Source organism: Cupriavidus oxalaticus, assembly GCF_016894385.1.
Lineage (GTDB): Bacteria > Pseudomonadota > Gammaproteobacteria > Burkholderiales > Burkholderiaceae > Cupriavidus > Cupriavidus oxalaticus.
In genome coordinates this window covers 964,729-978,222 of sequence record NZ_CP069811.1, presented here as the reverse complement: position 1 = coordinate 978,222, position 13,494 = coordinate 964,729, and the positions used below count along the sequence as shown (strand labels likewise).

The 13,494-nt window shown below is 66.7% G+C and carries 12 protein-coding genes; 6 read left to right on the top strand and 6 right to left on the bottom strand.

What is annotated here, in order from left to right; translation table 11 throughout:
- From JTE92_RS04415 to JTE92_RS04405, 3 genes are all read left to right on the top strand, one after another.
- Nucleotides 1-1,152 carry a thiolase family protein gene (locus JTE92_RS04415; protein WP_063240814.1) on the top strand — a complete coding sequence of 384 codons (1,152 nt, stop codon included), beginning with the start codon at nucleotides 1-3 and terminating at the stop codon, nucleotides 1,150-1,152.
- The gene (locus JTE92_RS04410) at nucleotides 1,149-1,514 is read left to right on the top strand and encodes a Zn-ribbon domain-containing OB-fold protein (RefSeq protein WP_232353456.1); all 366 of its coding nucleotides are present in this window, start codon (nucleotides 1,149-1,151) and stop codon (nucleotides 1,512-1,514) included. The genes JTE92_RS04415 and JTE92_RS04410 overlap by 4 nt, the downstream gene beginning before the upstream one ends.
- 226 nt (nucleotides 1,515-1,740) lie before the next feature.
- The gene (locus JTE92_RS04405) at nucleotides 1,741-3,906 is read left to right on the top strand and encodes an acetate--CoA ligase family protein (RefSeq protein ID WP_232353457.1); all 2,166 of its coding nucleotides are present in this window, start codon (nucleotides 1,741-1,743) and stop codon (nucleotides 3,904-3,906) included.
- Here JTE92_RS04405 and JTE92_RS04400 read toward each other — a convergent pair.
- Complete coding sequence (locus tag JTE92_RS04400) at nucleotides 3,893-5,038, bottom strand: YeiH family protein (RefSeq protein ID WP_306431083.1); 1,146 nt, start codon at nucleotides 5,036-5,038, stop codon at nucleotides 3,893-3,895. The genes JTE92_RS04405 and JTE92_RS04400 overlap by 14 nt on opposite strands.
- 320 nt (nucleotides 5,039-5,358) lie before the next feature.
- Here JTE92_RS04400 and JTE92_RS04395 point away from each other — a divergent pair, with 320 nt between their 5' ends.
- Nucleotides 5,359-6,036 (top strand): hypothetical protein, encoded by a 678-nt coding sequence (locus JTE92_RS04395; RefSeq protein ID WP_063240812.1) that lies wholly within the window; start codon nucleotides 5,359-5,361, stop codon nucleotides 6,034-6,036.
- Nucleotides 6,037-6,053: 17 nt separating this feature from the next.
- Nucleotides 6,054-6,707, top strand: a complete 654-nt coding sequence (locus JTE92_RS04390) for a hypothetical protein (protein ID WP_232353458.1) — start codon at nucleotides 6,054-6,056, stop codon at nucleotides 6,705-6,707.
- A 27-nt stretch (nucleotides 6,708-6,734) separates the two neighbouring features.
- On the opposite strand, the gene JTE92_RS04385 is transcribed toward JTE92_RS04390, so the two are convergent.
- Entirely contained in the window at nucleotides 6,735-7,298 is a 564-nt protein-coding gene (locus JTE92_RS04385; RefSeq protein WP_063240811.1) for a GNAT family N-acetyltransferase, read from the bottom strand.
- 198 nt (nucleotides 7,299-7,496) lie between these two features.
- Between JTE92_RS04385 and JTE92_RS04380 the strand changes: the two genes are divergently transcribed.
- Nucleotides 7,497-7,856, top strand: a complete 360-nt coding sequence (locus JTE92_RS04380) for a CREC-EF hand family protein (RefSeq protein ID WP_063240810.1) — start codon at nucleotides 7,497-7,499, stop codon at nucleotides 7,854-7,856.
- 199 nt (nucleotides 7,857-8,055) lie between these two features.
- Here the strand turns inward: JTE92_RS04380 and fabI are convergent, their stop codons facing one another.
- The 4 genes from fabI to JTE92_RS04360 form a co-directional block, all read right to left on the bottom strand.
- Nucleotides 8,056-8,838 carry an enoyl-ACP reductase FabI gene (gene fabI / locus JTE92_RS04375; RefSeq protein WP_063240809.1) on the bottom strand — a complete coding sequence of 261 codons (783 nt, stop codon included), beginning with the start codon at nucleotides 8,836-8,838 and terminating at the stop codon, nucleotides 8,056-8,058.
- A gap of 75 nt (nucleotides 8,839-8,913) precedes the next feature.
- The gene (locus tag JTE92_RS04370; protein WP_063240808.1) at nucleotides 8,914-10,104 is read right to left on the bottom strand and encodes an acetate/propionate family kinase; all 1,191 of its coding nucleotides are present in this window, start codon (nucleotides 10,102-10,104) and stop codon (nucleotides 8,914-8,916) included.
- A 4-nt stretch (nucleotides 10,105-10,108) separates the two neighbouring features.
- Nucleotides 10,109-11,047, bottom strand: coding sequence for a phosphate acetyltransferase (locus JTE92_RS04365; protein ID WP_084254752.1), 939 nt, complete (start codon nucleotides 11,045-11,047; stop codon nucleotides 10,109-10,111).
- A 110-nt stretch (nucleotides 11,048-11,157) separates the two neighbouring features.
- A complete protein-coding gene (locus tag JTE92_RS04360) occupies nucleotides 11,158-13,479 on the bottom strand; it encodes a DUF3141 domain-containing protein (protein WP_063240807.1) in 2,322 nt (773 codons plus the stop codon).
- Between the last annotated feature and the right edge of the window lie 15 nt (nucleotides 13,480-13,494).

Here is a 13,494-nt window from a genome sequence, read left to right as displayed (position 1 = left end):
ATGAGCGCCACCTGTACCACCTATGTACGCGGCACCGGCAACACGCGCTTCGGCCGCATCGAGGGCAGCACGCCGCTGACGCTGATGGCGCAGGCCGCCGATGCCGCGCTGGCCGATGCCGGGCTCGCGCGCGCCGACATCGACGGCGTGCTGTGCGGCTATGCCACCACGCTGCCGCACCTGATGCTGGCCGACCGCTTCTGCGAATACGCCTCGCTCACGCCAGCCTACGCCCACGGCGTGGCCGCGGGCGGCGCCACCGGCGGCGTGATGGCGATGCTGGCGCACGAACTGGTGCGCGCCGGCCGCTGCCGCCATGTACTGGTGGTCGCGGGCGAGAACCGCCTGAGCGGCCAGAGCCGCGACCAGTCGAGCCAGACGCTGGCGCAGGTGGGCGAGCCGCATGCCGAGGTGCCCAACGGCGCCTCGGTACCGGCCTACTACGCGCTGCTGGCGTCGCGCTACCTGCATGAGACCGGCATGGATGCCAATGCGCTGTCCGGCTTTGCGGTGCTGATGCGCGAGCACGCTGCAACCCATCCCGATGCGCACCTGCGCGAGCCATTGTTCCTTGCCGACGCCCGTGCCGCCCGTCCGATCGCCACCCCGTTGCGGCTGTCCGACTGCTGCCCGATTTCGGATGGCGCGGTAGCGGTGCTCGTCTCCGCCGATCCTGGCGCCGGCACGCCGGTGCGCATCGCTGGCGCGGGCCAGGCACACCGGCACCAGCACCTGGGCGCGATCGGCGACGTGATGCGGACCGGCGCCGCCGACGCCGCGCGGCGCGCCTTTGCCGAAGCCGGCGGCGACGTTGAAAGCATCGATTGCCTGGCGATCTACGACTCGTTCACCATCACCCTGGTCATGCTGCTGGAAGAACTTGGACTGGCGCCGCGCGGACAAGCGCACGCGCGGCTGCAGGCCGGCGATTTCTGCCGCGGCGGCGCGCTGCCGCTCAATACGCATGGCGGGCTGCTTGCGTTCGGCCACTCCGGCGTGGCGGGCGGCCTGATGCATCTTGCCGAAGCCGCGCGCCAGCTCGCCGGACGCGCCGGGGAACGTCAACTGAGCAAGCGCCGCCGCGCGCTGTTCCATGCCGACGGCGGCGTGCTGTCGTCCCATGTCAGCCTGGTGCTGGAGGCCGCGCCGTGAATCATCCCATCAGCCATCCCTATACCGACGGACTGGATGCCGGCGTGGTGCGCTACCAGTGCTGCGACGGCTGCGGCGCCTGGCAGCCGCTGGAGCGCCACGCCTGCCGCACCTGCGGCAGCCTGCAATTGCACTGGCGCGAGGCCAGCGGGCTGGCCACGGTCTATGCGGTCACCGAGATCAGCCGCGCCCCGACCGACGCCTTCCGCGCGCTGGCGCCCTACACGCTGGTGCTGGCCACGCTGGACGAAGGCCCGCGCGTGATGGGCCATGCCGATCCCGGCGTGGCGATCGGCGACCGCGTGCGTGCGGGGTTCATGCGATTTGGGGAAGGGACGCTGCTGCGCTTTCGGCGCGAATAGGACTCAGTGGTCCGGATAGGCCTGCCCTCACCCCCTGCCCCTCTCCCGCAAGCGGGAGAGGGGAGCAAACCGTCGGTATGCAAATGCGCCGGTGCCTGCCGCCGCCCCTCGACATCGGCTCCCCTCTCCCGCTCGGCGGGAGAGGGGTTGGGGGTGAGGGCCGGCGCTTCAACGAAGTCCGCATCGCTGCAATGCCCCAACCCCCAGACAAGCCTCCCAGGAACAAATGCCCGCTCCCCTCCAGTCCCTGCTCGCTCCCCGCTCCATCGCCGTGATCGGCGCCTCCGACAACATCCACAAGATCGGCGGCCGGCCCATCCACTACATGAAGACGCACGGCTACGCCGGCACGCTCTACCCGGTCAACCCGCAGCGCGACGCCATCCAGGGCCTGCGCGCCTATCCGAGGCTGGATGCGCTGCCGGAAGTCCCCGAACTCGCCATCATCATCGTCGCCGGCGACGCCGCCGTGCAGGCCGTGCGGGACTGCGCGCGGCTGGGCGTGGCCGCGGCCATCGTGATTGCGTCGGGCTTCGGCGAGGCCGGTGCCGAAGGCCGGCGCCAGCAGGACGAGATGGTGCGCGCCGCGCGCGCCAGCGGGCTGCGGCTGGTCGGACCCAACAGCCAGGGGCTGGCCAACTTCGGCAGCGGCGCCATCGCCAGCTTTTCGACCATGTTCATCGAGGTGCCGCCGCAGGACGGGCCGGTCGCCGTGGTCAGCCAGAGCGGCGGCGTGGCGGCGATGGTCTACGGGCTGCTGCGCGGCCAGGGCATCGGCGTGCGCCACATGCATGCCACCGGCAACCAGGCCGACATCACCGTCAGCGAGCTGGCGCTGGCGGTGGCGCACGATCCCGGCGTGCGGCTGGTGCTGCTGTACCTGGAAAGCCTGTCCGATCCCGAGGTGCTGGCCGAGGCCGCGCGCGTGGCGCGGGCGCGCAACGTGCCGGTGGTGGCGGTCAAGGCCGGGCGCTCGCAGGACGGGCAGCGCGCCGCCGCGTCGCACACCGGCGCCATCGCCAACGAGGACCGCGCGGTCGAGGCCTTCCTGCAGCGCCATGGCATCTGGCGCGTGGACGATGCGCACGCGCTGGCGCGCTGCGCGCCGATGTATCTGCGCGGATGGCAGGCCGAGGGAAGGCGGCTGGTGGTCGTCAGCAACTCCGGCGCGAGCTGCGTGATGGCCGCCGATGCGGCGCCGTCGTGCGGGCTGACGCTGGCGCCGCTGTCCGATGCCACGCAGGCCGCGCTGGCCGAGCGCCTGCCCGGTTTCGCGGCCACCGCCAACCCGGTCGATGTCACCGCCGCACTGCTGACCAACAGCGCGCTGTTCGGCGAGGTGCTGCCGGTGGTGGCGCGCGATCCCGCCGCCGACCTGTTCTTGCTCGATATCCCCGTCTCCGGCATGGGCTACGACGTGCCGCGCTTTGCCCGCGATGCCGCCGCGTTTGCCGACACCGCGGGCAAGCCTGTCGCGGTCGCGGTATGGCAACCGCCGGTGGCCGACGCATTCCGGCAGGCCAACGTTCCGACCTACGCCAGCGCAGCCGAGGCGCTGGCAGCCTTCTCGCAACTGGTCTCGCACCAGCAACGGCTGCGGCAGATCGCGGCTGAAGGCGAGCCACCACTGCCAGCTGCACCGGCCTTGCCTGCGTCACCGGAGCAAAGCACGACGCTGAGCGAAGCCGCCAGTCTTGCGCGTCTCGCGGCAGCAGGCATGCCGGTGGTCGAACACTATCTTTGCCGCGACGTGGACGCCGCGGTGGCCGCGTGGCAGCGCATCGGCGCACCGGTGGCGGTCAAGGCAAGTTCGCCGCAGGTGCCGCACAAGAGCGAGCATGGGCTGGTCGCGCTGCACTGCAATGACCCCGAGGCGGTGGCACGCGCATTCACCGCCCAGACGCGCACGCTGCAGGCAATGGAAGCACATTGCGAAGGCATCGTGGTCGCCCGCATGTCGCGTGGCCAGCGCGAATGCATGATTGGCGCGAACTGGGATCCCGTATTCGGCGCGGTGCTGGTGATCGGTGACGGTGGCAAGTATGTCGAGACGCTGCGCGACACCGCCGTGCTGCTGGCGCCGTGCAGCGAAGCCGACGTCGCCCGCGCGCTGGACGGCCTGCGCATCGCGCCGCTGCTGCAAGGCGTGCGCAATGAGCCGGCGGTCGATATCGCCGCGCTGTGCCGGCTGGCGGTGCAGGTCGGCGACCTGGTCCATGCGGCCGGCGGTGCGATCCGCTCGGTCGACCTCAATCCGGTGATGGCGAGCGCCGATGGCGTGGCCGTGGTCGATGCGCTGATCGAGGTGGTGGAAGTGGCAGGGGTGGCAGAGGTGGCAGAGGTGGCAGAGGCGCGACGCCGGGACCTGCGGTTGCGGACTAGGGTTGCATGACCATCAGCATGCCGTAGAACAAGGTCGCCAGGAACAGCGTCTCAAGGACCATCAGTGCCACCGGCTTCCAGCCTACGGACAGGATCTCCTTGAGATGCGTCTTCATGCCGATTGCCACCATGGCCATGACCAGGCACCACTGCGAAGCAAACTGCCCCGCCTTGACCAGTGCCGCAGGCAGCCAGCCGGTGCTGTTGATCGCCACCAGCACCGCGAACGCCACGGCAAACCACGGCAGCAGCGGCGGACGCTGGCCCGTTCCGGCGTCGCCTTGTGCCCGCTGATGCCGCTGCGACAGCCATGCAGCCAGCGCGATCACCGGCAGCAGCATGGCCACCCGCATCAGCTTGACCAGCGTCGCCGCATCGCCGGCTTCGTGCGAGATGCTGTAACCGGCCCCCACTACCTGAGCCACGTCATGGATCGTCCCGCCGATAAAGGCCCCGGCCTGCAGCGACGGCAGGGCCAGCAATTGCGCCAGCATCGGGTACAGCACCATCGCCACCGTGGAAAGCGTGCTGACGGAGATCACCGTGAACAGCGTCGCGCGCTCCTTCAACGGATGCTGAGGCATGGCCGCCGACAGGGCAAGCGCCGCGGAAGCGCCGCAGATTGCCACAGCGCCCCCGGTGAGCAGGCCGAAGAACGTCTGGAAGCCCATCATTCGGGCCAGCACGATGCCGCACAGTATCGTCAGCGCCACCGCCAATACCACCATGGCAAGGGAGTGCCAGCCCAGTGCGGCCACCTGCGCGGCGGTGATGCGCAATCCCAGCAAGGCCACACCTAGCCGAAGCACCTGCCTGGCGCTGAAGTCGATGCCGGAAGCCGCGGAGGATTCCTGGGACAGGAAATTCAGCGCCATGCCCAATAGCAAGGCGAACAGCATCACCGGCGCCTGATAATGCGCGGCAAGCGACATGGCTGCCACGGTTACCACCGCGCTGATGACCATGCCGGGCAAATAGCCCCGGCAGGTGCTTAGCAAGCCCGGGGTCAGGAATCTTACGGACATGGATGTCTCTCCGATGCATCGATGCAGGTCGCCACCCATCTCGATATCAGGCCCGCCATCTTCGCAAACCGGGAAACGCTGGCGGACAAACTGTGCAATCTCCCATCCGGCAATCATGCCGCATGGAACCCGGTGCACGCCGTGCAAACGATGCCAACGACTTTGCATTACATGCCACGGTCACTATCGGCCAGGACAGCTCGGATCCGTGCGCGACGACGGCCGCACGGAGTGCGCGCGGCGCTACCAGCGGTGTGAATCTTTGCCTACAGTAAAGGTGGCGGCCGTTGGCCAGTCCGGTGGCGCCGCCTTGTCCGGTCTCACCCGGAGAGTGCCTGCCGCCCGGGATCCTCAGGATCGATGCCATCACGCCCGACAAGGTGGGCGGGCATCGTTGCAGACCTCCGCCGTGGGCAGGCCTGTTGGGGTGCACGCCAGTGTTGACCACTTCCCTCGATCCCCAAGCCGCCGAGGCGCGGCCGCGCCTGCTCGATACCGTCGACCGCGTGTGCGAGATGTGCTTCGGCCTGTTCATGGCATTGACGTTCGTGGGCGCGGTGTCGGCCGTTGGCGCGCCAGCTGACGCCTCACGCACGATGTTCTATACGGCGCTGGGCTGCAACCTGGCCTGGGGGCTGGCTGACGCAGTGATGTACCTGGTGCGCACGCTGACCGAACGCGGCCGCAGGCTGTCTCTGGTCAAGGCGGTGCGCAATGCCGGCGACCCGGCTGACGCCATCGGACGCTTGCGTGAAGCGCTTTCGCCGGCTTTGCGCACGCTGGTCGACGACGCCCAGCTGGAAGCGATGCGAGGCCATATCGCCCAACACGCCGACTTGCCCGTGCGCCCGGCACTGGCTCCACAGGATTTGCTGGCAGCCGCGGGGATCTTCCTGCTGGTGGTGCTTGCCACCTTCCCCGTGGCCTTGCCCTTCATCTTGTTCTCGGACGTCCCGACCGCGCTGCTGGTTTCGCGCGTGCTGACCATCCTGATGCTGTTCGGGGCGGGCATTGCCCTTGGGCGCTCTGCCGGCTTCGGCGGATGGATGGCGGGGGTAGTGATGACATTGGTCGGCATCGCCCTGACCATGGCCATCATCGCGCTTGGGGGCTGACCATGCCTGCAAAGAGCATGACAGCACGGCTGGCCGCACCCTGGCTGCTGCTGGCCGCGGTAACCGCGCCGCTGCCGTTGTGCGCTGCCGAGGACAGCGCCGCGCCTGCGACCGCCCCTGCGACCGCGGAGGCGCCGGGCTGGAGCGGCGGGGTTTCGGCCTATCTCAACCTGCCGCGCGGCAGCGAATCCTACGTCACCGGCATCGCCATCGCCAAGCGCGGCGCGTTGCACCTGGAAGCGCGCAGCAATTATGAAGGCATGGATGCCTATTCGTTCTTCGTGGGCTACAACCTCGGCTGGGGTGACGCCTTGCGCCTGGATTTCACCCCGATCCTGGGCGTGGTCACCGGCAGCGTACACAGCGTCGTGGGCGGGTTCGAGGCTACGCTGACCGGCCGTCATTTCGATGCCTATGTCGAGTTCGAGTACGTGCCGGACGCCGAGCCGTCCGGGTATGCCTATGCGTGGAGCGAGCTGGCCTGGCGTCCACGTGACTGGCTGCGGCTGGGCCTGGCGGCCCAGCGCACGCACGTGCCGGACAACGGCCGCAATCTGCAGCGGGGCGTGTTTGCGCAAGTAAAGGGCAAGCACATCTCGGGCGCGGTCTATTGGTTTAACCCCGCTGCGGATGATCAGATCGCCGTGGTTTCTGTAGCGCTGAGCTTCTGACGCAGCTGACCAGGTTCCGCAGGCTGCTTACACATCGCATCCACGTACACCCTCTTGAAGCGCAAGGGTCACCACGCGCAGCGTGGCATCGTCCGGACACGGCACATCGGCAAATCCAAGACGTTTAGCCAGCCGCCGCATGCCGGTATTCGACGACAAGACGTAGCCTTCCATGTGTCGAAAGCCGCGGCGCCGCGCGATGTCGATCAGTGTCCCCAGCAGTTTGCTGGCCAGGCCAAGCCTGTGCCAGTCGTCGGCGACGGTCACGGCAAACTCGCAGGTATCGCTGCCCGGCGCCGCGGCGTAGCGCGCGCCACCCACAATAGATGGCCCCTCGTTTCCCGTGTCCAGCGCTACCAATGCAAACTCTCGCTCAACCGCGGGATGCGTCGCGTGTTCGAGCATTGCTTCCGGAAGCTCTCGCATGGCAGCCATAAACCTGGTGTACCGTGCATCTGCCGAAAGCCTGTTGAATGCCGCCAACAAGCCGGCCTTGTCGTCTTCGGTAATCTCCCGCACCAGCACTTCCCGGCCATCGCCGAGGGGCATGTTGAATGGCGCGAAGTTTGTCCCTTCAGACTTGTCTTGCATGGCAGTGTCACAAAGAAGAAGGCGAATTTATTGAATCGATTCCGCAGCCTCTGATATTAGAACTTCTGGCGCGATTTGATACGCGATTTCGGCTGCGAGCGCCTAGAATGCTGAGTGAGCCAAGGCTCACAGAAGTTCGAATAGAAACGTTTCCTACGCCAGAAGTCCAGGCACACATAATGTCTTGAGGAGAGCGATATGACCGCACGCAAATTGCCCGCAGTTGGTTGTGCAGTCCTGATGGCACTGATTTCCATTGGCGCGGCCGCCCAGACCGCCTCGGCACCACAGGGAGCGGCGTCAGCCGAGGTGCCCAAGGCCCCGCCGACCACGGCGCAGGCCAAGGCTCTGATTGCCGAGCGATTCAAGGCGGCCGACGCCAATCATGACGGTAAGCTGAGCCGTGACGAAGCGCAGGCGGGAATGCCGCAGGTCTACCAGAACTTCGACAAGATCGACGTCAAGAAACAGGGCAACGTCACGGAGCGCCAGATCGGTGCGTACTGGATGAAGAAAACCAAGGATCAGATGCAAAAGGAAGATCCGATCTGGAATTGAAACGCACTGCAGCAATCAGCGGATAGTACTCATGGGACGATGGGACGGGAGGAACGGCTCAGTTCCTCCCGTCCCTTTTTCTGTCAAGGCTGGCAAGGCGCCGGTCATGATGTGGTAGCCATTCACCCCCTCAATGGCGGCCGCGCGTGAAACACGGCTTCTGAGTATTTGATGCCCGAGCGGTCTCGCGGCTGACGTCTCACGCCATGATATTGACCCCGCCATCCACATACAGCGTTTCGCCCGACAGCCGTCGGGCGTACGGCGTGGCCAGGAAAGCGCAGGTGTAGCCCACATCCATGATGTCGACCAACTCGCCCAGTGGCGCGCGTTCCACAGCGTCGGCAAGCATCAGGTCGAAGCTCTTTAGCCCGGACGCAGCGCGCGTCTGCAACGGCCCAGGCGAGATTGCATGCACGCGGATGCCGCGTGGGCCCAGTTCGTACGCGAGATAGCGTGACACGGCTTCCAGCGCGGCCTTCACCGGGCCCATGACGTTGTAGTTCGGCACGACCTTGTTGGCGCCGTGGTAGCTCATGGTAAACATGGTGCCACCGTCAGCCATCAGCGGCGCTGCCAGCCGGGCCATGCGCACGAAGGAGTGGCAGGACACATCCATGGCCCTGGCAAAGCCTTCGGCCGAACAATTGAGCAGGCCGCCCTGCAGATCGTCTTTCGGCGCCCAGGCGACCGAATGCACCAGAATATCCAGCTTTCCCCACTGCTCCCGGATTCGCGCAAACAACGCGTCCATTTCCGCCTCGCTCGTGACATCCAGGGGAAGGAAGATGGAAGCGTCAAGCTCCTGCGCCACCGGCTCGACAAACTGGCGCGCCTTTTCGCTGGCATAGGTAATCGCAACCTCCGCTCCCAGTTCGCTGAAGGCCTTGGCGCACCCATAAGCAATGGAATGCTCGTTCGCAATCCCGCAGACGAGTGCGCGGGCGTTGGCGAGGATCGGATGTTGCTGCGCTGCAGTCATGTCACTCTCTCCGGATTCATCATTGCCAGTGAGCCGCCGGCGACCATGCCGATCCTTGATCGGCCATGACGGCGGTCATTGCGTGGGCGCTGCGAGGACCTCCCTGGTATGCCGGGCAATCATCAGTTCCTCGTTGGTGGGGATGACCCAGACGGGGACCTTGCCCGAAGCCGCGCTGATGCGCGGCCCGTCGCCGGCGTTCGCCGCTGCATCGACGCTCACGCCGAGCCACGCTGCGAGCTGGCATACGCGCTCCCGGATCGGCGCGGCATGCTCGCCAACGCCTGCGGTGAAAACCAGCGCGTCCAGCCCCTGCGCGGCAGCGGCCAGCGAGCCAAGCTCGCGGGCGATACGGTACGTGTACAACTCGACGGCAAAGCGAGCCTGCGCATCGTCGCTGGCGAGCAGCGCGCGCATATCGCTCGACAAGCCGGAGACGCCAAGCAGCCCGGATTTGCGGTAGATCAGGTCCTCGATGGCATGGGCATCCATGCCGAGCTCGCTGATCAGGTACAGGATCACGCCCGGATCCAGGCTGCCGCACCGGGTTCCCATCGGCAGGCCGTCCACCGCGGTAAAGCCCATGGTGCTGGCCACGCTGCGCCCTGCCACCAGCGCACACATGCTGCTGCCGTTGCCGAGGTGTGCCACAACCGTGCGGCCCCCGGCTGCGACCGCATCAACGCTCGGGAGGACACTGGCGATGTACTCGTAGGACAATCCGTGGAAGCCGTAGCGCCTGACGCCTCGCGCGGTAATGTCAGCCGGCAAGGCGAATGCCTGTGCCACTTCCGGCTGCGCCCGGTGGAAGGCGGTATCGAAACAGGCGACCTGCGGAAGCTCCGGACGCTGCGCGGCGAGGATGCGGATCGGCTTCAGGTTGTGGGGCTGGTGCAAGGGCGCGAGCGGGCAAAGCGTGTCCAGCTCCGCCAGCAGTGCATCGGTTACCCTTGCCGGTTGGGTGAAGCGTACCCCGCCATGCACCACCCGGTGCCCCACCGCGCTCAAGGTATGCCCCTTCCCGTGGCCACGCAGGAAGTCCGCCAGGAAGGCGATGGCCCCCTCGTGTCCGAGCTCGGTGCCGGCGTCCCATCGCCTGGATTCGATCTCGGCGCCGTCGGCGTCGGTGGCGCGAAAGGCTGGCGCCGTGTAGAGCCCTTCGAGGCTGCCGCGCAGGACGAGCTTCAGCGCGTCGTCATGGGTGTCATAGGCACAGTACTTGAGGCTCGACGAACCCGCATTCAGGACCAGGATCAGTTCGGCCATGGCATCACCCCGCAACCTGGCCGGAATCCCGGCGGGCCCGGGCCACCAGCGCCGCCACCGCGCAGGACGCCAGCCGGGTCGTGACGGAGTCGGCGCGGCTGGTCAGGATGATCGGGACCCGCGCGCCCAGCACGATGCCCGCGGCATCGGCGCCGGCCAGGAAAGTCAGGCTCTTGGCCAGCATGTTGCCGGCGTCCAGATCCGGCACCAGCAGGACATTGGCGCGCCCGGCCACCGGTGAATCGATCTTCTTGATCCGTGCCGCATCCAGGTTGATGGCATTGTCCAGGGCAAGCGGCCCGTCGACGACCGCACCCGTGATCTGGTGGCGATCGACCATCTTGCACAACGCGGCAGCATCGAGCGTGGATGGCACCTTGGGGTTGACCGTCTCCATTGCCGAAAGAATCGCCACGCGCACCTCCTTGACCCGCAAGGCATGGGCCAGGTCGATCGCGTTCTGCAGGATGTCGGCCTTCTCGGCCAGCGTCGGCGCTATGTTGACGGCGGCGTCGGTGATGATCAAGGCCTCCTCGTGCCCGGGCACATCCATCACGAAGCAGTGGCTGATGCGCCGGGCGGTACGCAGGCCGCTATCGCCCTTGACCACGGCTCCCATCAGTTCGTCGGTGTGCAGGCTGCCCTTCATCAGCGCCTCGGCCTTGCTTTCGCGCACCAGTTGCACGGCTGCGGCCGCCGCCGCATGGCTATGCTCGGCGTCGACGATCGGGTACTCGCGGATGTCAAGGCCGGCGGCCCGCGCGGCGCCCTCGATGCGCGAACGAGGCCCCACCAGGATCGGGGCGATCAGGCCCAGCCGGGCGGCCTCTACCGCCCCTTCCAGCGAGGACTGGTCGCACGGGTGCGCCACCGCGGTTGGCGTAGGCGGCATGGTCTTGCAGTAATCAATCAGACGCTGGTACTTCTCATGCTTGACGTTCACGGGTTACTCCTGCGTCAGAATCGTCGATGTCGGTCGGCTGCGATGCATGCGCCCGCTAACCGTCCGCTAACTGTCCGCTAACTGTCCGCTAACCGTCCGCTGCCCACTCGCTAGGAAGCGCGGCTGAGCGGTACGGCCGCACCGCGCACGCGTTCAGGCTTGGCACCCAGCACCGTGCGGATCCGCTCCAGCATTGCCGCCTGCTCGGCGGTGGGCGTCGCGCCAAGCAGGCGCTCATCGGCTTGCAGCTTCTCCGCCAGTGCCTGCAGCCGCTGGCGGTCGGCCTGATGCCTGAGCAAGGCCGGCAGCGTGGCAAGTGCCTGCTCGGGCGCGTACCGCGTGATCAGTTCCTGCTGGCCGCGGATCTTGCGCCAGGCGTGCGGCTCCAGTTCCGGCAGCAGATCCGCATAGTCCGTGACCAATTCCTTGCGCAGCTCCAGCCGGGACAGCGGCAGGGGCTCGCCCTTGCGGCTCAGCAGGCATGCCAGCCGGGCAACGGCCTCGGCGTATCCGCCCTCGCCGGCCGCGGCCAGCGCCGCCTTGACTTCCGGCAGGTCCTGCGGGGCGGTCGCCGCAGGCGTACCCGTGCGGGCAGGAGCCTCGCTCCTTGGCATGAACGGAAACAGGTTGGCGTACACATTGAAAAAGCTGTACTCGGTCATCGCGTCGCGCACGGCACGGTATGCATCCAGTCCGGCGCTGAGCATTTCCGCGCCTGCCTGCTCCTGCTGGCGCAGCGGATGCTCCCGTTCCAGCGCTTGCCGGTTGGCCCGGACCGCGTCGGCGGCAGGCCTCAACCATGCCATCCACGGATTCAGGTCCGAGAACAGCCAGTTCTGCACGCGCAGCGGATGGAATTCGCGCAGCACCCGTGCTGTCAACTCATTGGACACCGCCTGGACGTAAGGCTGCGCAAACAGTTCGTAGGCGCGCTGCGTGAAGTCCGACAGGCTGGCGACCGTCTCGAACGGCTTCTCATCGGCGCGCTCGAAGCGGTTAAGCCTGCTGGCGATCTCCTCGAGCGAGTGCTCCTCGAACTCGACCTCATACTCCACGCCGGCGCTGCCCTTGCGCTCATGGATGACCATGCCATAGAGCCCCGGCGGCAGCAGTTCGATGCTCTTGAGCACCGAGACGATCTGCGCATGCTCCTTCTGCGCGACCTTGCCGGAGACAAAGATGCCGAGATGGCCGACGTTCCGGTGCATCATGCCGACGATCACCTGGCCGCGAGCCTTGATCTCCTCGGTACTGCCGTAGATATCCACGACCCAGTTGAATGCCTGCTGTGGCGGGGTGATGTTGTCGCCCATCGAGGCAAACAGGACAATGGGCGCGCGGATCTCGCGCAGATCGAACGCCTTGCCGCTGGCCGCCTTGACGTCTCCGCTCCAGAGCTTGTTGCCAACGAACAGGTTGCGCGTGATCCATTCGATCTCCTCGCGGTTCATCAGGTAGTAGCCGCCCCACCAGCGCTCGAACTCCAGAAAGCGCGGCGGCTCGGTATCGGCCTTTTTGTACAGGTTGTAATACTTGTCCCAGAGACTGTTGGCCGGATTCAGGTTCTCGAAATTCTGGACCAGCCAGGCGCCGTCGAACTTGCCGTTGCCGAGATCCGCCGTGTACGAAGCGAGCCAGGTCCCACCCAGCAGCCCGCCGGAATAGCGCATCGGGTTATCGCCTTCGCCCTCGCTCCAGGCACCGCTCCAGTACGACATCGGCGCGCCGTTGATCACGATCGGCCCGGTGTCATCCGGGTCCGAGGCGCCGAGCATCATCGCCGCCCAGCCGCCCTGGCAATTGCCGATGATGGCCGGCTTGGCGCTGTGCGGATGCAGCGAACGCACCTTCTTGATGAACTGCTGCTCGGCCTCGCATACGTCCAGCAGGGTCTGTCCCGGCTCGGGATCGCGAAAGAAGATGACGAAGTACACAGGATGGCCGGCACGCATGGCCACGCCCACCTGCGAGTCGTCCTTGAAACCGCCGATGCCGGGGCCATGGCCCGCGCGCGGATCGATGATGACGTAGGGACGGCGGCTGTCATCGATCGTCACGCCATCGGGGGGCGTGATCTTCAGCAGCGCATAGTTGACGGGCCGTTCGAACTGGCGCCCGTCCAGAACCGTCTCGTAGCCGAAATGCAGGACCGGCTTGAGCCCCTGCATGGTGTTCTCGACAAAGTTGTTGCCCCGTTGCCTGAGCGTGTCCCAGAACAGGATGGCACGCTGCATGCTGTCGATGGCATAGGCATAGCCGCTCATCGGGTCCATGCCGGCCATCAGCCCGGACGGACCGGTGCCCGGGTCTCCCACGGCTTGCTGCACGCGGCCACTGTAGGCCTCCTGCGCATTTTTCAGGCGCTTTTGCAGCACCATGCCAGTCTTGAGGCCAACTTCACGCGCGTGAACCAGTTGCTTTGCTGCATCCATGCCGTTCTCCGCTAG

Bases quoted from the DNA above. Each gene is read 5' to 3' on its own strand.
- JTE92_RS04415 (WP_063240814.1), top strand. From the start codon at position 1: ATGAGCGCCACCTGTACCACCTATGTACGCGGCACCGGCAACACGCGC.
- JTE92_RS04405 (WP_232353457.1), top strand. From the start codon at position 1,741: ATGCCCGCTCCCCTCCAGTCCCTGCTCGCTCCCCGCTCCATCGCCGTG.
- JTE92_RS04400 (WP_306431083.1), bottom strand. From the start codon at position 5,038: ATGATTGCCGGATGGGAGATTGCACAGTTTGTCCGCCAGCGTTTCCCG.
- JTE92_RS04390 (WP_232353458.1), top strand. From the start codon at position 6,054: ATGACAGCACGGCTGGCCGCACCCTGGCTGCTGCTGGCCGCGGTAACC.
- JTE92_RS04385 (WP_063240811.1), bottom strand. From the start codon at position 7,298: ATGCAAGACAAGTCTGAAGGGACAAACTTCGCGCCATTCAACATGCCC.
- JTE92_RS04380 (WP_063240810.1), top strand. From the start codon at position 7,497: ATGACCGCACGCAAATTGCCCGCAGTTGGTTGTGCAGTCCTGATGGCA.
- fabI (WP_063240809.1), bottom strand. From the start codon at position 8,838: ATGACTGCAGCGCAGCAACATCCGATCCTCGCCAACGCCCGCGCACTC.
- JTE92_RS04370 (WP_063240808.1), bottom strand. From the start codon at position 10,104: ATGGCCGAACTGATCCTGGTCCTGAATGCGGGTTCGTCGAGCCTCAAG.
- JTE92_RS04360 (WP_063240807.1), bottom strand. From the start codon at position 13,479: ATGGATGCAGCAAAGCAACTGGTTCACGCGCGTGAAGTTGGCCTCAAG.